15 protein-coding genes are annotated in these 23,059 nt (G+C 60.2%); 1 reads left to right on the top strand and 14 read right to left on the bottom strand.

What is annotated here, in order from left to right:
• The 12 genes from PA598K_RS24905 to PA598K_RS24960 all read right to left on the bottom strand — a co-directional run.
• Positions 1-250 (bottom strand): alpha-L-fucosidase (locus tag PA598K_RS24905; RefSeq protein WP_148091990.1); only part of this gene is annotated, 250 nt, incomplete at its 3' end.
• Between the two features lie 26 nt (positions 251-276).
• Entirely contained in the window at positions 277-1,140 is an 864-nt protein-coding gene (locus tag PA598K_RS24910) for a carbohydrate ABC transporter permease (protein WP_128659561.1), read from the bottom strand.
• Positions 1,141-1,142: 2 nt separating this feature from the next.
• Positions 1,143-2,027 (bottom strand): carbohydrate ABC transporter permease, encoded by an 885-nt coding sequence (locus PA598K_RS24915; protein ID WP_128659562.1) that lies wholly within the window; start codon positions 2,025-2,027, stop codon positions 1,143-1,145.
• 86 nt (positions 2,028-2,113) lie between these two features.
• On the bottom strand, positions 2,114-3,541 hold the full coding sequence (locus PA598K_RS24920) for a carbohydrate ABC transporter substrate-binding protein (protein WP_260405595.1): 1,428 nt from the start codon (positions 3,539-3,541) through the stop codon (positions 2,114-2,116).
• A gap of 168 nt (positions 3,542-3,709) precedes the next feature.
• A complete protein-coding gene (locus tag PA598K_RS24925; RefSeq protein WP_185602209.1) occupies positions 3,710-5,329 on the bottom strand; it encodes a response regulator in 1,620 nt (539 codons plus the stop codon).
• Positions 5,304-7,121, bottom strand: coding sequence for a cache domain-containing sensor histidine kinase (locus PA598K_RS24930; protein ID WP_260405596.1), 1,818 nt, complete (start codon positions 7,119-7,121; stop codon positions 5,304-5,306). The genes PA598K_RS24925 and PA598K_RS24930 overlap by 26 nt, the downstream gene beginning before the upstream one ends.
• Positions 7,122-7,388: 267 nt before the next feature.
• Positions 7,389-9,728 (bottom strand): discoidin domain-containing protein, encoded by a 2,340-nt coding sequence (locus tag PA598K_RS24935; RefSeq protein ID WP_128659564.1) that lies wholly within the window; start codon positions 9,726-9,728, stop codon positions 7,389-7,391.
• A gap of 75 nt (positions 9,729-9,803) precedes the next feature.
• The gene (locus tag PA598K_RS24940) at positions 9,804-10,853 is read right to left on the bottom strand and encodes a peptidylprolyl isomerase (protein ID WP_128659565.1); all 1,050 of its coding nucleotides are present in this window, start codon (positions 10,851-10,853) and stop codon (positions 9,804-9,806) included.
• A 209-nt stretch (positions 10,854-11,062) separates the two neighbouring features.
• Positions 11,063-13,390: a glycoside hydrolase family 10 protein gene (locus PA598K_RS24945; RefSeq protein ID WP_128659566.1), complete on the bottom strand. Its 2,328-nt coding sequence runs from the start codon at positions 13,388-13,390 to the stop codon at positions 11,063-11,065.
• Positions 13,391-13,406: 16 nt separating this feature from the next.
• Entirely contained in the window at positions 13,407-14,960 is a 1,554-nt protein-coding gene (locus PA598K_RS24950) for an extracellular solute-binding protein (protein WP_128659567.1), read from the bottom strand.
• Positions 14,961-15,021: 61 nt separating this feature from the next.
• On the bottom strand, positions 15,022-15,891 hold the full coding sequence (locus PA598K_RS24955; protein ID WP_260405597.1) for a carbohydrate ABC transporter permease: 870 nt from the start codon (positions 15,889-15,891) through the stop codon (positions 15,022-15,024).
• Between the two features lie 37 nt (positions 15,892-15,928).
• Entirely contained in the window at positions 15,929-16,825 is an 897-nt protein-coding gene (locus PA598K_RS24960; RefSeq protein WP_128659568.1) for an ABC transporter permease, read from the bottom strand.
• A gap of 295 nt (positions 16,826-17,120) precedes the next feature.
• Between PA598K_RS24960 and PA598K_RS24965 the strand changes: the two genes are divergently transcribed.
• Positions 17,121-19,352 carry a helix-turn-helix domain-containing protein gene (locus PA598K_RS24965; protein ID WP_185602210.1) on the top strand — a complete coding sequence of 744 codons (2,232 nt, stop codon included), beginning with the start codon at positions 17,121-17,123 and terminating at the stop codon, positions 19,350-19,352.
• On the opposite strand, the gene PA598K_RS24970 is transcribed toward PA598K_RS24965, so the two are convergent.
• Together PA598K_RS24970 and PA598K_RS24975 are read right to left on the bottom strand one after the other, a co-directional pair.
• Complete coding sequence (locus PA598K_RS24970; protein WP_185602211.1) at positions 19,349-21,172, bottom strand: family 20 glycosylhydrolase; 1,824 nt, start codon at positions 21,170-21,172, stop codon at positions 19,349-19,351. The genes PA598K_RS24965 and PA598K_RS24970 overlap by 4 nt on opposite strands.
• A 227-nt stretch (positions 21,173-21,399) precedes the next feature.
• Complete coding sequence (locus PA598K_RS24975) at positions 21,400-22,974, bottom strand: FAD-dependent oxidoreductase (RefSeq protein ID WP_128659591.1); 1,575 nt, start codon at positions 22,972-22,974, stop codon at positions 21,400-21,402.
• Between the last annotated feature and the right edge of the window lie 85 nt (positions 22,975-23,059).

Below are 23,059 nucleotides of genomic sequence, written 5' to 3' on the forward strand. Positions count from 1 at the left end.
AGAAGCCGTCATGATGCTTGCAGGTGAGGATCAGCCCCTGCATCCCCGCCGCCTTGCATGTCTCTACCCACTGCGTCGCGTCCAGCTCGGACGGAGCGAAGATCGCCGGGGACTCCGTGCCGTCCCCCCACTCGCGATCCGTGAACGTGTTGACTGTGAAATGAATGAAGGCGTAGAACTCCGTCTCCTGCCACGCCAGCTGGCGCGGCGACGGCTTCACCTCCGCTGCCTCTCTGATCGTAACTCCCATCCTGATCGCTCCTCTCCTGGCTTCCTTTAACCTTTGACACCGCCCAGCATCATTCCTGCCGTCAGCTTGCGCTGCAGCAACGCATAGATGACGATCGTCGGCAGCAGCACGATGGACAGACCCGCGAACAGCGCGCCCCAGTCGGTCGCATATTGCTGGATCTGCATCAGATTGGCGAGGCCGACCGGGATCGTCTTCTTCTCTTCGGAGGTGATGAAGGTCATCGCCATCACATATTCATTCCAGAAGTCGAAGAAGCCGAAGACGATCAGCGTGATGATGCCAGGGCGCGCCATCGGCACGATAATCCGGACTAGTGTGCCGAAATAGCCGCAGCCGTCGATCATCGCCGCCTCCTCGAAGTCATGCGGGATCGACTTCATAAAGCCGGTGAGCAGGAAGATCGAGAACGGCAGACTGTTGGTCGCATACACCGCGCTGAGCCAGAAGCGGTTGTCCAGCATCTGCAGATCGTTCATCAGGATGAACAGCGGCACGATGATGTAGACGCCGCCGACGAAGATGCCCGCGATGTAGAAATTCGTGAAGAAGCCGCGCCCGCGGAACCGCATCCGTCCGAGCACATACGCCGACGGCACGGCGGCTGTCAGCAGCACTGCCATCGAGATGAGCACGACGATTACCGAGTTCAGCATATAGTCGCCGATATGCGCCTGCGTGAAGGCGTGCACGTAGTTGCGCCACTCGAGCCCGCTCGGCAGCCGCCAGGGGCTCTCCATTACCTCGGCGTTGGTCTTGAAGGAGGCGAGCACATTCCACAGCAGCGGATAGACGACGACGATCGTCTGGATGATCAGGAAGAGACGCAGCGCCAGACGGCCCGCCGTCCTGCCGGGCGATCTGCGCGTCGCACGAGGTTGTGCATTCATCGTTAGTAGCTCCCCCTCTCGGTCAGCTTGTTGCTGATTAGCGCCAGCGCCATCGAGACGATGAAGATGAAGACGCCGATCGCCATCGCGTAGCCAAAGTTGGCATTGGTGAACGCCTGCGAATACAGATAGGTCATGACGACCTCCGAATGCCGGTTCGGACCGCCGCCCGTCATGATCGAGACGATGATGAAGCTGATCGACAGCACGCCGTTGATGCTGAAGATAAGCGTGACGCGAATAATCTCCCACAGCATCGGCACCGTAATCCGGAAAAACTGCTGCATCCGGGTCGCCCCGTCGATGTCGGCAGCCTCGTACAGGTCCGGCGAGATGCTATCGATCCCCGCCATATACATGACCATGTAATAGCCAGCCGCCTGCCAGATGAGCGTCACCGCCAGCGCCCACAGCACCGTGCGTTGATCGCCCAGCCACGGCAGCGCCCACTCGCCCAGCCCGAGCAGCTCCAGCCCGGAGTTGAGGAAGCCCATCGTCGGATGATAGATGAACGACCACAGGATCGCGATGACGACGAACGAGAGGATGCTCGGGAAGAAAAAGACCGTCCGGTACAGCGCCCGCTCCCGCAGTCTGGACTTGGCCAGAATCGCGGCATTGACGAGCGCGATCAGCAAGGTACACACCGGGACGATCAGCATGAGCAGGCCGGTATTGCGCAAGGCCAGCAGGAACACATCGTCCCGGAACATATCGGTATAGTTTTTGAGACCGATGAAGCGCGGCTCGTCGCTCAGCCCGGTCCACAGGTACAGCGATTTGTGGAAGATCTGCACCGTCGGATACACCTTGAACATGACGAACAATGCGATGCCCGGCAGCAGGCACGCGAGGATAAACAGGATTCGTCGCTGCTTTAGCGTCATCTGCCTTCCGTCCTTTCTGTATGCAACTGGGAAGAGGCTCATGAACGATACATGAGCCTCCCGACTTGCCTGGATCGCCAGGCCTCCTATTCCGCTCCGCTGGCCTCCAGCTCTGCCCGGATGTCCGTGTAGATCTTCGTCAGATTCGCGCTGTACTCATCCAGCGACAGCTGCTTGCTCATGATCGAGGAGATCGGCTTGTACACCTCGTCGCTCGGGTTGTACTTGCTCCCTTTGGCCACTGGGCCGAAGCCGCCGTTGATCGTCGCCATGCCGCTGTCCACCGCCTTGTAGATATTGTACGTCGTCTCGGAGATATGTTCCTTGACCAGATCCGGCGCGCCGACGACCGCCAGGACGCCCTTCGCCTTCTCCGCATTGAGCAGGACGCTCTCCTCGGTGTAGAGGAAGCGGAGGAAGGCTTTGGCCAGCTCCGGGTTCTTCGCCTTGGCCGGGATGACCATCTGCTCGACATTGGACAGCGCCATCACGTCCTTGCCCTCGCCGAAGGCTGGGACGCCCAGGAAGCCGAACTGGAAGCCGTCCTCGCGCGGCGCATCCTTCATCTCGTCCTCGAACCAGGTGCCGTTGGGGATGAACATCGCCTCGCCTTGCAGGAACGAGGTCTGCGATTGCGTATGATTGAGCGCGACCGTGCCCTTCATGAGCGCATTGTCCTCCTGAGCGATCCGCTCGAGGATGCCCCACGCCTGCGTGAAGCTCTCGCTGCTCCAGAAGGCCGGATCATAGTTGAACAGCTGATCGAGCGCCTCCTGGCCGCCGACGCTGTATACCGCCGGGACCAGCATCTCCTCCAGATAGCCGGGATACAGCCCCTGGTAGGTGAAGAGCGCGCGGTCATGCGCCGCCGCCGTCTCGTTGAGCGCAAAAAACGCATCCCAGGTGCGCGGCGGCTCGATGCCCTGATCGTCGAACAGCGTCTTGTTGTACCACAGCCCCATCACGCCGAAGTTATAGGGCGCCAGGTAGATCTTGCCGTCGCCGTAGGGCGAGCTGGATCTGGACTCGAGCACGCCAGGCAGGATCTTATCCCGCAGCGCCCCCTCGCCATCGCCTGCCGGTCCGTCAAAAATATCGGTCAGGTCAAGGAGCGCCTGATCCTTGATCAGGCCATCGAGGATCGGCGTATTGTCGCTGCCGGAGATGTACATGAAGTCCGGCGGATTGCCGGCGACAATCTTCGGACGGACCATCTCGGCGATTTTCGGCGAAGCGGTAATGCTGATCTTCGTGCCCGGGTTGGCCGCCATGAAGGCCTCGGCGACACTGTCCCAATATTCGCGGCCATAGCCGCCCTGGAAGACAGCGATGTTCAGCTCGGGATTGTCGAAGGCTTGCTCGGCTCCCGCTGCATTTCCCGGAGCGGCAGGCTCCGCCGGCTTGCCCGTTCCCGGGGCGTTGTCGTTGCCAGCGCAGGCGGTAAGCGTCAAGGCCAGCGCTACGGTAATCAGACTTGCTTTGCGGCTTGTTTTCATCGTTGTTGCTGTTTTCATCGTTGTTGCGACCCCTTTCTACTCATGGTTGAACCCCTCTCGCAAGGTATCTCCATTATAGATTCGATCCTCAAGGGGCCATATACAGAATCCCTCCAAGGGTTATGGACAATTTTACGGAGCGGCCATCGTCGCCGCCCCCCCGTGCTGCCGCCGTCCGCGGGCGACCTAGAGTTTCTTTTTGTCCGGCTGAAGATCGTCCATTTTTTTGTCGCCGCCGTTCTTCACCAGCTTCGGCGCGATGCCGAAGCGCTTGCGGAACAGCCGGTTAAAATAGAACGGATCGGGGATGCCGACCGAGATCGCGACCTGCTTGATCAAGTATCGACCCGATGCGAGCATCTCGTAGGCCTTGGCCATCCGAATCTCGTTGAGCCGCGAGATCATGCTGCTGCCCGTCTCGGACTTGAACAGCTGGCACAGATACGCCTCCGACAGCCCGACATGACGGGCGACATCAGCGATCGCGATCCGCTCGCCGTAGCGCTCCTCCAGATAGGCGACCGCCCGCCGGATCTCCTCGCGGATCGTCGCCTGCGGGACGCTCGTCTCCAGCACGCCGACCATCTCCTCGGTCATCTCCCGGATCAGCAGCAACAACTCCGCCTCCGACTCGGCCTGCTCGATCCGGTCGATCCACGGCTGCTCGCTCCACGACGTCTCGGCGTCGACCATCGCCGTCCCCGCCATGCCCCAGACGGTGCGGGCGATCGCTCGCTTCAGCACAGCGGGCGCCAGCCTGACGGCGGCGGCCGCCTCGACCAGCTCGACCGCTCGCTCCATCCACAGCTCGACGACGCTCTCCCCGGAGGTGCGCAGACTGTCGCGCAGCCCTTGCTCCACTCGGCGCAAGGCGTCTGCCTCCTGCAGCGGCAGCTCCGTACTGGCGATGCAGCTCTCCCTGCAGGCGCCGTAAAATCTCAGCTGTGCCGCCTCCCGGCAGCGGCGCAGCTGCTCGCCGAGCGCCCCGCAGCTCGCGGCAGGCTGGCCATAGATGCCGCTGATCGCCGTGTTGTAGTAGATCTGAGCCAGCCGGACGATCCGCCGCGCCGACTCCTCGGCCTCGGCCATCCGGGCCCCGGCAGGGTACAGCACAGCCAGCACATACCGCTCGCCTGGCGAGGGCAGCACGATCAGGCTGTGCCGCCCGGGGAACACCCCGTCCGCCAGCTTGGTCAGCGTGTCGGCGAAGTCCGTCGCCGGCTCCGGCCGCTCGACCTCCTCGTCGGACGACTGGCGGTAAAAGACGAACACCAGCCCCTGCAGCTCGCGATACGCGGCTGGCAGCATCGAGGCGAGCGTCTCCTCCTCCCCGTCCTCCACGTCGGCGTCGGCCGCCTGCAGCCAGGCGAGCGCCTGCTCCCGATCTGCGGCGGACCGGCTCGCAAGCGGCTGCTCGGGACGACTCGCGCGCCGCTCGTCCAGCTTCGCCGCCATCTCCCGCAGCGTCTCGGCGAATTGCTCCGACTTCAGCGTCAGCTTCAGCACGTAGTCATGGGCGCCGCAGCGCAGCGCCTCGCGGACCAGCTCGAAGTCGCTGTAGTTGCTGAGCACGAGGATCTCCCCGCCATAGCCGCTGTCCTTGAGCTCCCGGATCAGCGCCAGACCATCCATCCCCGGCATCTTCATATCGGTGATGACGAGCTCCGCCTCGCTGCGCCGCACCAGCTCCAGCGCCTCCTGGCCGCTGGCGGCCGAGCCCGCCCACTCATACGTCTCCCAGTCGATCATCGATTTCACCGCGTGCCTGACGATCATCTCATCATCGACGATGACGATTTTGTACATCGCTCTCTTCCTCCCTCCGTCGTACCGGCAGCCGGATGATCGTCTCCGTGCCGCCCCCTGGCTCGCTGCGAGTCTCCATGCCATACGGCGATCCGGCATAGAGCCGGATGCGCTCCTCGACGTTGCCGATGCCGATGCCGGACAGCTTGGCATGCGAGTGCCGCTTGCTCTGCGCCTCCTGCACATCGAAGCCCCGACCGTCGTCGGCGATCCTGAGCTGCAGCCGCCCCTCGGCCGCCGTCACCTCGACCGTGATCGTGACGCGCCTGCCGTCCTCGCTGCCGCCGTGCAGGATCGAGTTCTCCACGATCGGCTGCAGGATGAAGCGCGGCACCAGACAGGCGCCCAGCTCGTCCGACTGCCAATTGCAACGCAGCTTGAAGGAGTCGCCGTAGCGGATCTGCTGGATGACGGCATAATGGAACAGATTGCCGATCTCCTGCTCCAGCGGGATCAGCTCGTCCTGATCGAGGATCGTCTGCCGCAGCAGCTCGCTGAGCGATTCGATGCCTTGCTCGACCGAGCCATTGCCGCTCATCATCGCGCTCCACTTCAGGGAGTTGAGCGTATTGAAGAGGAAGTGCGGGTTGATCTGCGCCTGCAGCATCTTCAGCTCCGCCTCCCGCTTGCCCTGCTGCTCCTGCTCGACCTGGCCGATCAGCTGCCGGAGCCGGCGCACCATCTGATCGATCGTATCGGTCAGCTTGCCCATCTCGTCGGGATACCGCACCGACAGCGGCGGGTCGGGATTGCCAGTCTTCACCCTGGAGGCGTACTGCAGCAGCTCGAGCATCGGCGTGCTGATGCTCTGGTAGATCCACGTCCCCGCCACGGCCGAGACGACGACGACGAGCAACCAGATGTAGGGCAGATTGCCCCTCACCTCGGCCATCTCGGCGATGATGTAGCTATGCGGGATCAGGCCGATCATGTACCACTCCGTCGAGCGGATGTGGGCAGCGGACACGAGCGTCCGCTTGCCGTCGATCTTGGTGTACAACGACTGGCTCGGCTCGCCGGGCTGCAGCTGTCGGAACAGCCCCTCCTGCATATACGTAGCGCCGAGCCGGATATCCGGGGCCGCCGAGGAGACGACCAGCCCCTGCTTGTCCGCGATGTAGATGCGCCCGCCTTCGCCGAGGCTGACATGGTCGTACGTATTGCGCAGGAACGCCTTCTCGTCGATGACGATGATCAGATAGCCGATCCGCTCGGTCAGCTTGTCCTCCGAGTAGATGATGCGGCTCAGAGCGATCTTGTTGGCCCCGCGGTTGGAGAGCAGATGACTCCACTTCAGGTTGCCGACCGACGCCTCCAGCCCGTACAGCGAGCGGCTGATCCGATTGTCCTTGTACCATTCGTACCCGAGATCGTAGAACGGCTCGCCCTCCCTCGTCAGGACGATGATATTGGAGAGATTGCTGAGTCGGAAGGCATACTCCCCGAGCTCGTCGTTGATCGTCTTCGTCAGCTCGTTTTTGCCATAGTCGGATAGGCTGTCAGCCTGCCGCAGTCCTCCCTGGATCGAGCGGCTGATGATGATCGACTCGCTCAGCGCCTCGTACTGGTCCAGCTCCCGCGAGACGTTGATCGCCGACTCCGACAGCACCTGCAAGGAGAAGTCGCTCAGCTTGTCCGAGATCGACGCCTCATAGAAGTGGTTGGCATAGTAAGCGACGAGGACGACGGGGAGGATCGAGGTGACGATGAGCGCGGTGATCAGTCGATGCTTGATCGAGAATCGCCTCAGGAACGAGATGTGCCGGCGACTGGCAGAGGATGCGCTACCCACTTGCAGACCTCCTTGTGCTCCAAAATTAGCCCCATTCTACCACATCGGCACGCGCCGGGCAGGGCATGGCGCAATATCGAATGACGGCGACGGACAGGGCCTGATAACGGCAGCGGCCTCTCGGCCGACGACGACGGACCAAACGCCCGGGGACCGACAGTTCGTCTCGATGCGGATAATGCTCTTGGACGCAGGAAGGCTGCCCCCGAGGCGCACACGCCTTTCGGGAACAGCCTGGGTCCTGCTAATACACGTGCGGGGTGAGCACTACGCACCGCCCGAGTAATAGACCTGAATCTCCGTCATCGTCGGCGTCCAGTACTCCGTAGCGATCTGCTCGGTGATGCGCAGCCGCAGCTGCGAGGTAGTGACCGCGCCAAAGTCATCCAGCGTCACATCATGCCCCATGCCGTCCGCTACGGTCTTGAACGTATGCCATGTGCCGCCGACGGCATCGTAGCGCTGCAGCTCATACGCCTGAATCCGCAGATTGGTGCCGCTGTCGGTGTATTCGTCGAGATAGATCTCGTCGAAGACGATCTCCTCCTCGAAGTCGATCGTAATGATGATCGGATACCCGTCCGGCATGTCGTCGGGGTCGGCGCTCGCCCACCGGGTCGCGGTGCTGCCGTCGACCAGCTTGTCTGCGCCCAGACCGGGACTCGGATGCGTCGTATTGGCCGTGATCGGCTTGCCGAGCGCCAGATTGACGCGCGTCTCCTCGCCCTCCTCCTCGATGGGATCGGTATCGACCGGATCATCAACCCGTACGCCGACCTGACGCTCATGGATGCCGATATCGATGCTGTCGCCGTAGTACAGATGCGTGCCGAAAAAGTCCTCTCCGCCTACACGCGGGTTGTAACGTCCGGCGTCGATGAGCGGCGAGTCGCTCGCCACCTGATAGTTGGCCGCCGAATCGACGATGTTCAGCACGCCGTTATCGACCTTGTAGTCCATCGGATCGGCCACGAACTTCGGATCGGCCAGCACCGCCTGCGGATCATGCGGCTGCTGCGCCGAGTGGACGCCGCCTGCCTCATAGAAGGCATTGTTGGAGAATACGGCCTTGTCCAGCGCGCCCGGCTTGCGGTACCACTTGGTCGGCGTCGTCTCCGAGACGTTGTAGAACACATTGTTCAGGAAGTACACGGTGTCGATGAACACCTCGTCGTGGAACCAGTCCATCTGCTCGGCGTCGTATACGAATACGTTGTTCAGGAAATACGTCGGCGCGTAATTCGTCGAGAGCATATTTTTCACGAGCACGCCGTTGTCGTTGACGCTCAGGTTGTAGCGGGCGACCGAGTTAGAGCTGTTGCCCATATACGCCATCCAGCCCGCCGCATTGTCATGCGAGTAATTGTACTGATACGTCACGTTGAAGTTGGTGTACTCCAGATCCCACGGCGTGCCGTCGTACTCGCCCCACGGACCGCCGTATACCTCGTTGAATTGCATAACGCTGTCCGCTCCCGCCCACAGATACAGACCGCAGGACACCGCGTCATAGCGCTGCAGATAGCCATTCACCTCATTGTATTCGACCAGCATATCCTTCGTATTGGCGAGCTGGATCGCCCCCTGCCCGATATCCTCCGCGTAGTTGTGGCCGATATAGACGTCGCGGCTGTAGAGGTCGCGATTGCGTACCCATAGCTGCTCCCAGCCCTCGTGGAACTTGCCGGTCTCGTCATACTCCCCGGAGGCGAGGTCGCGGTCGTAAAACCAGTTGAAGGCGAACTGGATCGCATGCAACTCGGTTTTGTAGAAGTGGTTGTTCTCGATCCGCACATCCTGGAAGTAGTAGGCGCCCTCATCGTATTCCTTGTAGCTCTTCTCGCCAAACACCTGGAAGACGATGCCGCCGTAATGGATCTTCTGCCAGTCGCTTGGACCGTCGATGTGGTGGATGTAGTTGTTGGTGATGCGGAAGTAATCCATAATCTTGTCGTCGCCGGGCGCCAGCAGATCGGCGTTGATCGTGATCGAGATGCCGTCCCGCACATACGAGTTGCCCGGCAGCCGCGCAGAGCCCTGGATATCCGTGTCGAAGTCGTCGTCGTTGGAGATCTCCATATTGTGAATCTCCCAGTACTGCTGGTTGCGCAGCACGATCGCTCCGGTCAGACCGACCTTGTGCTTGTCCTTGCGGAAGTCGCCATTCTGCCAGGTGACCGGATTGTCGACGTTGCCGTTGACCGCGATATAGGGCTTGCCCGCCTCGGGGTCGCCGTAGCGGTCGATCGTAATCGGCAGGCCGGGCGCGCCGGAGCCCTTGGGCCAGAGCTGCTGATCCTCCCACACCTCGCCAGCCTTCAGCAGGATGCGGTCCCCCGGCTCGAACACCTTGGCATTGACATTGTCGAAGCTCTGCCAGGCCGTCGTCGGCGTGAGGCCGTCATGCGCATCGTCGCCGCCGCTGGCGTCGAGATAGTAGTCGGTACCGCCATACGGATTGGGCAGATTGCCCTGCTCCTCCGGCAGCGTAGCCGGAGCAGCCGCGCCAGGCTCTGCGGCCCAGGCGCTGCCTGACGACAGGAACGGCGGGAATGCCAGGAGCATAGCCAGGAACAACAGGATCGCGCTTCTACTGCGTGTTCTCACTATCGATCATCCTCCTTTGTCATGGAACGCTGGTCACGATTACAGATTGCGGATTGCAAATCATAGCTCTGGCGATCATCGCCAGCTCGTCACTTGCGCCAGTCGCGCGTCATCGATCTGCACCTCGCCGCGCTCCAGCCGCTCGTCCAGATAACGCTGCAGCCGCTCCTCGAGCAGCTGCTCCCGGATCGGGGCGCTGTACGCTTGCCAAGCCTTGTCCCTGTCGAAGAGCCGCTCGTCCAGCCGGTACACGGCCACGCCCTGCCGCGTCTCCACAGGCAACGCCAGCTCGCCAGGGGCCAGCGCGTCGATGCGGGCGACCGCTTCATGGTCGTAAGCATTGAGATTGGCCACCTGAGACGGGGCGAGCGTCTGCTCGCTCAGCTCGGCCCCGGCATACCGAGATTGCAGCGCCGCCAGCTCGCTCCCCTCCTCGACCATCCGGCTCGCCTCCGCGAGCATCGCGGACTTGTCCGCCTGGGCCGCCGGGATGAGCAGCCGGGTCACCCGATAGCTCGTCCCATTGACCGACCACTCCGATCGATGCGCGTCGAAATATGCCTCCACCTCCTCCCTCGGCAGATGCAAGGGATCGCCCTCGCGCTGGCTAAGCTCCCGCTTCACGCCCGTACGCAGGGCGGTCATCAGATGGGGGTAATACGACGCCAGCGTGAAGCGCTGCAGGCCATAGACGACCTCCCCCCTCGCCGAGGCGGCTGCCCGGCTGCGATTGTCCTGCTCCATGCGGCGGACGATCGACGAGAAGTCCGTCTCGTCGATGAGCTGCTGCTCCCGAGCCACCGCCAGCAGCGCCTTATCCTGCAAGGCGGCGGCGAGCGCCCGCTCGCGCAGCAGCCGCAACGGCTGCACACCATCGCGCTCGCTCTCCCATTCCCCTTGGCCCAGCGTCCACTGATGTCGGCTGCGGAGCTCGCTGCGCACCTGCCGCTCCAACCGCGACATGTGGAAGGCCAGCTCGGCCTCGGTGACGGCATGTCCATCGAGCGTTGCGACAGCTGGCTCGCTCTCCTTCGGCAGCATGACCGCCAGCAGGACGACCGCTGCCGCCACCAACAATGCGGCTATCAGCCAGACGCCCTGCTTGCGCGCTCCAGTTTTGCTCATGCGATCCCTCCGTTTCCTCTCATCGTATCGGTCCGTCTACTCTGTTGCCCTTCATTATAAGGCGGGAGGAGCTCACCTAGAATGAACAATCGCCCTTAAGTTCATGGACGATTTTACGAAAAAACCCGCTGTCCGAAGACAGCGGGCCGGGCTTTTGCACAGCAAAACTATAGCTTTTTTGGCAGAGCGTGCCTAAGATCGTCCAGCTTCTACAGCTCGGCCAGCGTCTCGAAGGACTCCATCAGCCGCAGATACACTTGTGCGTCCATGCCGCCTTGATGCTGATCAAGGTAGTCCTGCGCCCAGGCGATTTCCTGAGCGATCGCCGTATTCGGTCCGCCTGCTCCGCCACCTGGCGTGGCAGCCAGGATGCGCTGAAGGGATAGCTTCAGCTCATCGGCATCGACCAGGGACAATCCTGCGCCAGGCAGATAGATGTCGTCGATCTTGCGGATCACATCCTGCGCGAGCAGAGCCACAGCCTCCGGCCGATGCGGAGGCGTCGCATCGGAGCGATAAGGTCCGGCCCGCAAGCCATCCAGATACGATTGCGAGATCGTATTGAGAGAGAAGCTGGCCGAACCGGCCGCGCCGATCCGGTTCACAGCGTCGACCTGCCGAGCGAGCAGATAGGGATCGAAGCCCTCCAGATAAGGTCCAAGACCGACATAGAGGAGCGTATCGCCATTCATCTGGGCGAGGAATTGACTGGCGCTCGCCACCACGGCCAGCGCATCGGTCTTGTAGACCATCGGAGCGATCAAGTCCAGTCTTCCCTGCTGCGCCCATAACGCCCAGTTCTGAAACTTCGTCTCGGCGACCTCCTCCTCCGGGAATACGGCGGTGGACAGCAGCATTCCGGCAGGCAGCTCGTCGGCGATCCGCTCTACGAACGTAGTGACCTGATCCTGCCTCCAGTTCACCCATTGCGCCCACTGCAGGGGATCGTCGTCCGGCGTAATGGTTAACGGATCGAAGCCGAGCTGCTGCTGCACTCTGTTGCGGCTCACCTGGTCATAGCTGTATCCCATCTCATAAGGCACGGCGGCGGTGGAGCTGACCGGATAGCGGATGTAGTCCAGCTGCAGTCCCTGAACCGCATAGCGGTCCGTCAGGTCCAGGAATCCATCGGCCAGGAAATCCTGTACCGCCGGATTGCCCGGGCTCACGTAGTAATGATTGGACTCCAGCGTCGTGCGCGCCTGCAGATTACGGTCGAGCGCGGTCCAGCCCGGATGGGCGGCCAGCACCGGACCTCTCGGATAGAGCGGGTCCTCGCCTTCATAGCCGACATAGAACGTATGCACCCAGGCATGGACCTCGATGCCTAACCGTGCGCCCTCGGTGACGAAGGCTTGCAGCGGGTCCCATCCGACGAAAGCCGGGTTCTGCTGGAAGGACGGGCTTCCCTGATAGATCGCATAGCCTCGATAGACCGTCTCCAGGAACAGCGTATTGATGCCTGCCGCCTGGATGCGCTCCATCGTCGCGGCAACCTGCTGGGGCGAGTCTTCATTGGCCCGATACCATACGGCCCGCCCGTCGACGACAGACGATTCCATCGTCGAGTAGATCGCCATCAGCGCCTTGTCCTGCGCCTGCTGCGCCGTGACGGCGGTCTCGGTCCACTGTTGCTGCGCATACGAGGCCTGGGCTGCGGCCAAGAGCGTATGCGCATCGTCGATCTGCGTCTGCGCCTGATCCGCCGGGATGTCGCGATACTCCGACAGGGCGATACCCAGGCGCTGCTCCGCTTCGGAGATACGGAGCGCGGCGGCCTCCAGATACGACTGCGGCGTCACCCGGATCGTCACCTGCATGCCGTCGACGAGCGCCTCGGCGCCGACCATCGCTTGCTGCAGATACGTCTTGGACGCGCCATGACCCGACAGCACGAAGCCATCGACAGGGATGGCAGAGTCATTGCCGCCGACGCTCACGACGATGCCGTCGCTCACCACGATCTCATAGCCGAACTCGTTGGTGCCCGTCGTCGGATAGCCGTAAGCGGCATCGTAATAGACCAGCTCGCCGGAGCCTCGCCCTCCAGGAAAGGCAAACGGCGCTGCCGGATTGCGCTTGGACAGGACGCCCTCCACCTCGTATTCCGGGTTCAGGATCTGATCTCGCTCGATCGTAACTTGCTCCCCGAGCGCGATATTGTCCTTCAGCCACATATAGGGGGAGGACGGCGATGTGCCATGTCCGGACAGGACGTACCCGTCCGCCGGGATCGCGGCGTTGGACAGGCTGCCGTTCGCCTTGCCGTCCCGGATCTCGGTCACGATCGAATTCCGGACGACAATCTCGATGCCGAAGGCATTATTGCCTGTCGTCGGCGACGAATAGTCCGGCGTATAGACGATGAGCTGATTGGAGCCTCGGGCCGTATTATAGCCGGACACCTGCAAGTACTGCCCGGCCGCGTTTTTGACATAATCCGCCATTAATCCTGCCTGGACGGGCGCAGCCGGGGCAAGCCCGGTCCAGACGAGAGCCAGCGCCACCAGCGCAACGATGAATGTGCGTCTATTCATACGACCACTCCCCTTTTTAGTTAGCTGAAGCTACCATCCGCTCATGCGCAGCCGTATAGGTTTGCAGCAGCTCATCCAGCCCCAGACTGTTGATCTCGCTCACGAACTTGTCCCACTCCGCCAAGTCACGCACGCCATAGATGAAGTTAGCCAGACCTTCCTCGCGCGCCTTACGAATATTCTCTCCCTTGATGCTTAGCAGCTCCGACTCCTGCTCGTTGAAGGCCGGCATCGGCTGCCGAGGCATATCGTACTTTGCCGCTTCGGCGAAGGCATGCTGCAGCTCCTCCGAGCCCATCGACAGATGCGCGTCGAAGTCCAGCCAGGCGTACGTGCCCGACGAGGCCAGGCCGGTCTTCACCCGAAGGTCGGTCAGATCGGTGAATTCAGGCAGGAATTTCTTTTGGCCGTTCTCTACGGCATACGTGACGCCTTCCTTGCCCCAGCTTGCCAGATTGCGCCCTTCCTCCGAATAGAAGAAGTCCATGAACGTCATGATATCGTCAATCTGCTTGGAGGTGGAAGCCACGGTCAGCCCCGTCTCCAAATATTGAAGATTCGGATTCTGCTGCGTCCCGCCCGGCGTCCCTGCCGGAGGGGCCATAAACTGGATGCTGAAGTCCGGGTTCTCCTCGCGCAGCGCATCGTTGAAGAAGTCGACGCGGCTAATGTAGTCGATCGTAATAAACGAAAGATCGGTAGACATAATATCCTGCCACTGCTTCGTATTCATCGTCAGCCATTCCGGCGAGATCAGCCCTTCCTTGTAGAAGGTATGCAGCGCTTCGACCAGCGCCTTCATCTCCGGCTCGGTCGAGCCGTAGCGCCACTGCTTGGCGTCCGAGTCGTAGTAGAACTCCGAGTGGATGCCGAAATTCGGCGCCATGTTGCGCAAGATTCGGATCCCGTGGCGGAAGCTTAAGGGCGTACTGTCCGGATAGAGCCGCTTCAGCTCCTGTAGCGTCGCATACAGCTCGTCGTAGTTGGTCGGAACCGCAAGCTCATGCTTGGCAAAAATATCTTCCCGATATAGCCAGATCATCCGGTTCGTCTCGCCAAAGCCTTCATTAGGAAACATGTACATGTTGCCGTCAGAGGCAATATTCTGCTGGAAGCTCTCCGGGAATTTCTCGCTCCACGCCTGCAGATGCGGCATGCTGTCGAGATGGTCGAGAATGTTGACCAGCGCGCCTTGCTGACCGTATTTATTGGCGCTGGCGAGCTTGTCCATGAACATCAGGTCAGGCATGCTGTTGGAGGCGATCGCCAGGTTGAGGCTCTCCCCCAGATTGCCCTGGGCGGTCTGCACCTCCAGCGAGACCCCTGTCTGTTCCTTGAGCATCTGCCAGATCGGCCACTCCGGGTCATAGGGCCAGGTCGGATGGTTCTCCGTCAGCATCGAGAATTTCAGATCCTTCCCAGAAGCGGCTGGCTCCGTCTTATTGTCCTGATTGGTCGTCGGCTCCTGCGGCGAGCTCGGCTTGTTCTGTTCGGTCGGCGCTGCGCTGCAGCCTGCCAGCAGCGATATCGTCAACACGGAGGATGCGAATACGTGGGTCCACTTTTTCATTGGTTCTTCTCTCCTTTTGATCATGCTGTCCTACGATACTGTCACACGCGTACTACTTGGGTCAGCCCTTCACTGCACCGACCAACGCCCCCTTGACGAAGTGCTTTTGCAGGAATGGATAGACCAGCAAGATCGGCAAGGTCGTAATGAGGATCGTCGCAAACTTGAGCGAGTCCTCGATGACCAGCGCATCACCTCCTACACTCGTCGCATCGCTATTGTTCACTTGCCCGGCCAGGACGATATCGCGGACGATCACCTGGAGCGGGAAAAGGTTCTGATCGCGCAAGTAGAGCAGCGGGGTATAGAAATTGTTCCAGATATGCACCGCATAGAACAACCCTACCGTGGCAAACACCGCCTTGGATAGCGGGATCACGATACGAATAAACAAGGTGATGTCGTTCAGCCCGTCGACCTTCCCCGATTCCTCCAGCTCCTTGGGGATACCGCTAAAAAACGTGCGCATCACAATCAGATTCCATGTCGATACGATGCCGGGGACAACCATCGCCCATATCGTGTCCACCAATCCGAGCGACCGGACCGTGAGGAAGGTCGGAATCATGCCGCCGCCGAAAAACATCGTAAAGATAATCATCGCCATCATGACGCGATGGCCTGCCAGATCCTTGCGAGATAACGCATATGCCCCGGCAGAGGTGACGATCAGGGAGAGACAGGTGCCGAGCGCGACATAGAGCACGGTGTTGAGGTATGCCCGGCCGATGCGCTGGTCGCCGAGTACGATGCTGTAGGCTTCGAAGTTCCAGCCCTTGGGCAGCAGCCATACCTGACCCTTCAATACAGGCAAGGGGTCGCTCAGCGATATGGCAGCCATATAGAGGAACGGGTATACCGTCGCCGCGACCAGACCGAGCAGCAATGCCGTGTTCACGATGGGAAACAGGGATCGTTTGGCTGGCTTCACCTTCGCACTTCCTTTCTTGGTCGTTGTATGCTTCCAGCTACCATAAGCTCGTCTCGCTTACCCTTCTGCTGACCCGGTTGGCCGTATAGATAAAGATGAAGCTGATGATGCCTGTGAACACATCAATCGCTGTTGCGTAGCTGTAATTGCCATGATTCAAGCCCGTACGATAGACATAGGTGCTTATAATGTCCGCCGTCACATAGGTCGTGGGCGTATAGAGCAAAAACACCTTTTCGAAGCCGATCTCCATCACTTGACCGATATTGATGATCAACAGAATGACAATGACGGGCGAGATGCCCGGCAGCGTGACATGGTACAGCTTCCTCCACCGGCTCGCGCCGTCGATCTCGGCGGCCTCGTACAGCATCGGATTAATGGCCGACAGCGCCGCCAGATAGATGATCGCCTCCCACCCGACATGCTGCCAGATCTCCGAGGTGACATAGACGGGGCGGAACATCTCGGGCAGCACGAGAAAATTGATCTTCTCCATGCCAAGCGCCTCGATCAGCTTGTTGACGATGCCAGTTGAGGGCGACAGGAACAAGGTGACCATGCCCGCTGTCACGACATTTGAAATAAAGTGGGGCAAATAGCTGACAGTTTGTACAAAGCGTTTGAAAACGGCGTTTCCGAGCTCATTGAGCAGGAGCGCCAAAATGATCGGCGCCGGAAATCCGAACACGAGCTTCCACACGCCAAGCAAAAAGGTGTTTTTTAGAAGCACGAAAAAATCGGGACTCTGTACGAACATCTCGTAATACTTGAATCCGACCCACGAGCTGCCGGAGATGCCCTTGAACAGATTGTAATCCATAAACGAGATGGCGATGCCGAACATCGGCAAATACTTGAAGATGATGTAGAACAGCAGGCAGGGCAAAACCAGCAGGAGCAAATGGCGACTCTTAAACAATCTTGCAGTCATGGTACGTTCCCCTTTAGGTCATGTCATCGATAGAGCAGCGTCTGTTTCCTTTCGCGAAATTCACCGGTGCGTCGCTTGGACTGCTCTCAGCGTACTTGCCGACGGGCTATTCTTCAATCGTCAAATCAACCGCTATATCGCAGCTGCGCAAGAAATCGGTAGCTTTGTAGATCGATCCTGAAAATTGACGGTCGCGCGCCCGCCCCCGTTGGTTGACAAACGATAGCGGCCACTCTACGCTAAAAACAGGCCGAAACGATACCATACTACACGAGGATAAACCGGGGGAATGCCGATGCTGCTCACTAAAAAGAATACGTTGTTCGTGAGACTGTTGAGCGGTTTTCTGTTGATCATTTTTCTTTTCTTCGCCTTCCAGAGCCTGGCTTTTCTTTTGCTGAAAAACAGCATGCAGCAGGAGATCCGCAAGCTGAGCCGGCAAAATATGTCGCATACCGTAGACAACTATGAGCGTTATTTTGTACTCGTGCGCAACATGATGAACAGCGTCTATTTCAATGAATACGTCAATCTGCTGGAAAATGCCAACGAGTTGAACTATATTACGGCGGACAAGCTGCGCTTGTACCTCCAGTCCGTGCAAGCCAATAACAATCTCTATCTCGATAATCTGGCCGTCTATATCCAGAACCTCGATCGGGTCATTGACAAAAATGGCGTGTGGACGCCCGAGGAAATGTTCACCAAGGAGTATCTGCTCGACGATGCCCCGCCCGAGACCTGGCTTCGGCGCATGAAGGAAACCGACTTGTTTGCGGTTATGCCAGCTTCCCCCTTCAAACAAGTGAATATGAAGCATACATCTTCCTCCGGGACCTTTTTTACGTTGATGACCAACAACCATTTCCAGAGCAATATTACGATCCTCTCCTTCAGTCGAGCCAACCGGCTGGTCGAGCAGTTCCATCAGTCGTCAACCGACGACAGGTTCTATATCCTGGACTCGAACAACAGCATCCTGTATCCGTCCGCGCATGCAAGCGACCTTCCTGACTTTGAAGCGCTTTCACAAAAGGGCGGAGATGGCGTGCGAGACGGCGATTATTTCTACTTCCAGCAACGAGGCGAGTCCACTGGCTTTTCCTATGTCAATCTCGTCCCGGTCCAATCGATCACCTCGCAGATTCATAGACTGTCGGCGATATCGACGGCGTTGATCGGTCTATCGATAGGGTTCGGCATTCTCTTCTCCTTATGGTTCGTCCGCCGCATCAACAACCCGATCCGACAGATGATCGCCGGGATCGAGGATGCTGCGGAGATCGCTCCGGTCGACACGCGGATTCACGAATTCAACGTCATCCACCGCAAGATGCAATCGGTCATGCAGCAGGATCAGGAGCTGTCCAGGAAAAACAACGTGATCCGAAAATATGCTTACTTCAATATCCTCAAGCGGATCCGCAATCGTCTGCATGAGATCAATGACGAGGTGTTCAAGGGCGGCCCGCATGTATTCATCCTGTTCGACATTACCTTCTTCCGAACGCTAGCGCATGCCGAAGCCAGACAGCCGCAGGACGATGTCATCGTCCGAATCCGCGATTACATCCAGGTCTCCCTGTCGGGAGCATTGCCCGAATCGCTGCTGTTCCAGCTCGAGCCCAGGCAAGTGCTAGCGCTGGTCAGGCTTCCGGAGGGACAACATGCATTGCCCGAGGTGCTGGAGAGCATCGTGCAGGTGTTGACGGTCGACCGCGATCACTACATCGCGACCATCGCCGTCAGTCCGGTATTCGAGAGCGCAGAGGAGCTGCCCGAGCAATATGAACGACTGCAAAAAAGAATCCGGCAGCGGCCGTTGACCTCGACTACCGCTCTGCTGGGCGAGACCGCTTCGGATGGTCCGACGCGACTGCCGGTATTCGCAGAGGAGGAATTCGCCAACCTGTTGCTCTCCGGCAGCATGGAGGCTGTCGACAAGGTGCTGGACTACCTGTCCCCGCTGCAGCGCGCAGGGGGCACGCTCGACGAGTTCCAACGCTTCTCCTTGCTGATCGTCAATAAAGTGAATCAGGCTGTCGCTGCCCGCAATCCCGAGCAGCTGCACTCGCTGGACGCCATGCTCCCCTACGAGACTGTCGCTGAATACAGCACCTTGGAGCAATACATCGATTTCTTCGATCGGTACTTGGGCGTGGCGGTTCGCCTGCTGAAAGCGAAGAACGAACAGCTCGACCCCATTTCGCGCTTCGTCATGCGCTATGTCGAGGAGCACCCGGAGGAGGATATCTCGCTGGAGCTCCTGGCCAGCAAGCTGAACATTACGAGCAACTACTTGTCCTCCTACTTCAAGGAGAAGAATCATATGAACTTCAGCGAATACGTGAACGGCGTCCGGCTCGGCAAGGCCAAAACGCTGCTGCTCGAGCACAAGGATCTCACCGTTCAGGAAATCGGCAAAATCGTCGGCTTCTATAATTCCAATACGTTCATCCGCAACTTCAAAAAGCTGAACGGGCTAACCCCCGGCGAGTTCCGAAAGCAATTCGGAGCCCTCTCCTAGGGCGTGTCTGCACACTCGCTCCGGGGCATCTTATGCTGCCCTAGCGCAGGCCGGTACAGATGCTCATCGAGGTATTCATGGATGTAGAACCGGGACTGAAGGTAATGGTCGGCCATCTCCTCCGGCTGGAACTGCCGGAGCAGTCTGGTCATATCCGGCTTGATGCGTCGCAGGGCGTCGACGGTGATGCGGTAGTTGTTCAGCACCGACTGCCGCTCCGACGCGTGACCGGGGAACCGCTCCAGACGATAGATGTACTTATGAATCGTGCGCGAGCGGTCGAGCGCCATCTCATAGGCGAGCATCACTGCGATCAGCTCGGCGACCTCCCGATGGTCGCGGACCTCCTCGAGGATGCGCGGGAGGAGCTGGTAATAATCTTCATTGGTATAGTTGCCTGCGAGACGGGCCGCCGTCTCGGGCGCGACGCCGTGGAAGTGGAACAGGAAGCGATCGATCAATCGCGTGGTGTCCGACGATGCGTGCCAGCAGGTCTCCGCGAACCACGCCATCGGGTACCAGGTCGTCTCGAAAATGCCGTACGGTACGCCCAGGCTGAATACGGCTGTCCAATTGGTGCCGACCAGACCGCTTAAATTCAACTTGTGCGCGGCGTTCGCCCACTGGGTCACATTGCCGATCCGGCTCTCGATGACCGGATAGTTCTGGTCGTCGAGCCGGTCGAAGCAGCGCACCGCAGAGGCCCCCATCACCTCGATGCCCAGCCTGCGCAGTCGCTCCGTCAGGGCGCTTGCCTTCGATTCGATATTCCTCCCGTAATACATCCAGATCATCACCACGGCGCGACGATCCAGGCGGCTCAGCTCTTCGTCCGAGCACTGCTCGATCATGTCGTGCCAGATGATCGGACGTTTCCCTTGCGCGACCGTATAGTCGATCAGCCGATTCACATAGGCGATAAATGCCGCTGTACGCGAGCCGGCGAATGCCTGCTGACAAGCCTCGCATTCACTCAGGCTGTACACCTCGTCGCAGCCCAGATGCAGATAGCGCGAGTCGGGATGCTGGGCGATCATCTCGGCGATCAACCCCGTGGAGAGCTCGTAGGAGGCCGGCTTGGAGGGGCATAGCTCGCCGATCGATGCGGGCGTCTCCCGGAGCGCGCTATATTCCTCGTGCTGCAGCACATACTCCAGATGGCCAAACGACTGCTGCAGCGGGATGATCTCGAGGTAATGCTCCCATGCCGTCCTGCGAAGCTGCTCCAGCTCCTGCTCGGTGAACGCATACCTCGGATGTCGAAGCTGCCGGTGGCGATCAAACGGCAGCTTGTCCTCGTATTCGATCAGAACTGCGTTCGTCTTGTAGGCGGCAAACCCTCGGATCGCCTGTAGAATATGCTCAAAGGTCGAGAACGTCTGACGAAAATCCAGGTTCATGCAGCGCAACGGGATATCGGGCCAATCGGTCATCTCAAGCGCGGGCAGCTCCGGGCCCGAGCGCAGGAGCTGCGTCACTGTCTGCATGCCGTAGAATAACCCTGCGGCATCCGACGAGACGACATCGATCGCCCCCTCGGCGATTCGCAGCCGGTAGCCTTCCGGCGGCGTATCCGCGATGAGCGGAGCCTCCGGGGTCGACGCTTGCTCTCTATGCCGCGCCATGCGCATGCGGAAGCCCTGCACGCTACGCGTCTCCTCAGCTTCGAGCGCCATGGCCGGGAACTGTCTGCTCGCCGCCAGCGGCAGCCGCTCGTCCGCTGCCTCCATCGTCATATGAATCAAGAGCAGCTGCTCCACTCTTGCGCCCGCTGTCTCCAGATACCGGGTCTGCTTGGTCTGCGGTATAGTCGGTAACACAGATATCCTCCTCGCTGGATCGATATTCACAGCCCTAAGCATACCTTCTCTGGCGACAAAGAAAATCGTCACTATTGTAGGGCAATCGCTCATCCTGTGATTATCCGTAAAATTAGCGATCCAGCGGTACTGCATGCGCAAAGACGCTTCCAACCCACGATAGATTCGGGGATTGAAAGCGTCTTGGCTTATGCATATTGACGTCAGGAGCGGGCTAGAGCGCTCCTCTACACGCCGGTAATCGTCGGCCAGGCCAGCTCGATGCCCGCCTGTGTCAGGTTGCGCTGGAAGGCTGTCAGCTCGGACTCCGTGCTCCGCACCGCCGAAGGCGTCAGGTCGCGATCCAGACAATAGCTGACGCAGTAGCCTGCCGCTTCGCCGATATTCCACTCGACCGGATGGAGCCGGTAGCAGCCGTTGGTGATGTGGGTGACGCCGATATTTTTGGCGGCGGCCAGCACATTGGTCACCCGCTTCGGGATGAGGCTGCCGAGCGGGATCTGGAACGGCAGCGACGAGATGTCGATATACGTCCGGTTAGCCGTGCTCGGATGCAGGTCGATCCGGTAGCAGCCGATGCCGACCGTATCGTCGAAGCGCTCGGCGATGCCGCTCGGACGGCAGTCCGTCGCCACATGCTGCTCCAGCACGCGGAACTCGGGGACGATGCGCCGCGACTCGCGGATATACGGATACATCGCCAGCCCGTCATGCGTGCCGACGACGTCCGGGCGCAGCCGCAGACCGGGATATCCGCGCTTGCCGTCGGGACGCGGCGCTTCAGTCTGCAGCCAGTACAGCCACGAGAGGCTGAGCTGCCGGGCACCCTCCAGATGACGCTGTCGCTCCTCCTCGCTCACATCGATGATCGAGCCGAGCCAGTAATCGTTTTGCGGCCAGTTGACGAGCGTCAGCGAGCCGTCGAAGGTTCCAGGCGCGAACTGACGATGGTCGATCAGCTGCCGATAGAGGTACAGCGAGAACTTGTCCGAATCCGGGAACAATCCGTACTCGATCGGCTGCAGCGTCATCGGCCGCACGCCGGCCATGCTGAGCAGGCGATCTGGCCAGAAGTCCGGCTTGTAGTCGCGCCAGAAGTCGTACATCTGCGGACGGGCGATCGTATGATCCTCGCCCTCCAGATAGTCCATCGCAAAGCAGTGGGTGAAGCCCTGCATCTCCATCGGATCGGCCGCGCCCTCCAGCGCATGGGGCTCGCCCGTATCGCTGACGGACTCCGCTCCGGTCACGTACTCGATGCCGGCCAGCGGCAGCAGGTCGCCGCACTCCGTCGCATCGATATAATAAGGCGCCAGCAGGGTGCGGCGCGTGTCGCTCTCCAGGTCGCGGACCGTCGCCGAGACAACCCGGTCGCCCTCGGTCTCGGCTCCCTCCAGCACATGGCGATAGAGGATGCGGATGCGTCCGCTATGCACATACGGGGCCAGCATCTCGCCGAGCACCGCCACAGCCGCGCGCGGCTCATGGGCGACGCGGCTGACGATCGCCCGTCCGGGGTTGAAGTGCGGCTCGGCCATCGCCTCCGCCGTCAGCGGGAAGTGGCGGCGATAGTACTCGCGCACGCCTTCGCGGAATTGGCGATAGGTGCGCGTGCAGCCGAACGACTCGATCCAGCGGTGCTCGTCGGGCGGCACCGCCTGGCTGGTCAACTGGCCGCCGATCCACGTAGTCTCCTCCGTCATGATGACGCTCTTGCCGCTCCGGGCCGCAGCCAGCGCCGCAGCCGTACCGCCCGTACCGCCACCCAGGATGACCAGATCGGCGCGCAGTTCCTGATTCATCATATCTCTCTCCCTTGCCGTTATGGAATGACCCCTCCGTCCATGGAGCAGCCTAACGCAATCACTCTCCATCATTGTAGGCCGG

The organism is Paenibacillus sp. 598K (assembly GCF_003851045.1).
Lineage (GTDB): Bacteria > Bacillota > Bacilli > Paenibacillales > Paenibacillaceae > Paenibacillus_D.

Excerpts from the sequence above, each read along its gene's own strand:
- PA598K_RS24910 (WP_128659561.1), bottom strand. The coding sequence starts at position 1,140 with ATGAATGCACAACCTCGTGCGACGCGCAGATCGCCCGGCAGGACGGCG.
- PA598K_RS24915 (WP_128659562.1), bottom strand. The coding sequence starts at position 2,027 with ATGACGCTAAAGCAGCGACGAATCCTGTTTATCCTCGCGTGCCTGCTG.
- PA598K_RS24920 (WP_260405595.1), bottom strand. The coding sequence starts at position 3,541 with ATGAAAACAGCAACAACGATGAAAACAAGCCGCAAAGCAAGTCTGATT.
- PA598K_RS24925 (WP_185602209.1), bottom strand. The coding sequence starts at position 5,329 with ATGTACAAAATCGTCATCGTCGATGATGAGATGATCGTCAGGCACGCG.
- PA598K_RS24940 (WP_128659565.1), bottom strand. The coding sequence starts at position 10,853 with ATGAGCAAAACTGGAGCGCGCAAGCAGGGCGTCTGGCTGATAGCCGCA.
- PA598K_RS24945 (WP_128659566.1), bottom strand. The coding sequence starts at position 13,390 with ATGAATAGACGCACATTCATCGTTGCGCTGGTGGCGCTGGCTCTCGTC.
- PA598K_RS24950 (WP_128659567.1), bottom strand. The coding sequence starts at position 14,960 with ATGAAAAAGTGGACCCACGTATTCGCATCCTCCGTGTTGACGATATCG.
- PA598K_RS24960 (WP_128659568.1), bottom strand. The coding sequence starts at position 16,825 with ATGACTGCAAGATTGTTTAAGAGTCGCCATTTGCTCCTGCTGGTTTTG.
- PA598K_RS24965 (WP_185602210.1), top strand. The coding sequence starts at position 17,121 with ATGCTGCTCACTAAAAAGAATACGTTGTTCGTGAGACTGTTGAGCGGT.
- PA598K_RS24975 (WP_128659591.1), bottom strand. The coding sequence starts at position 22,974 with ATGAATCAGGAACTGCGCGCCGATCTGGTCATCCTGGGTGGCGGTACG.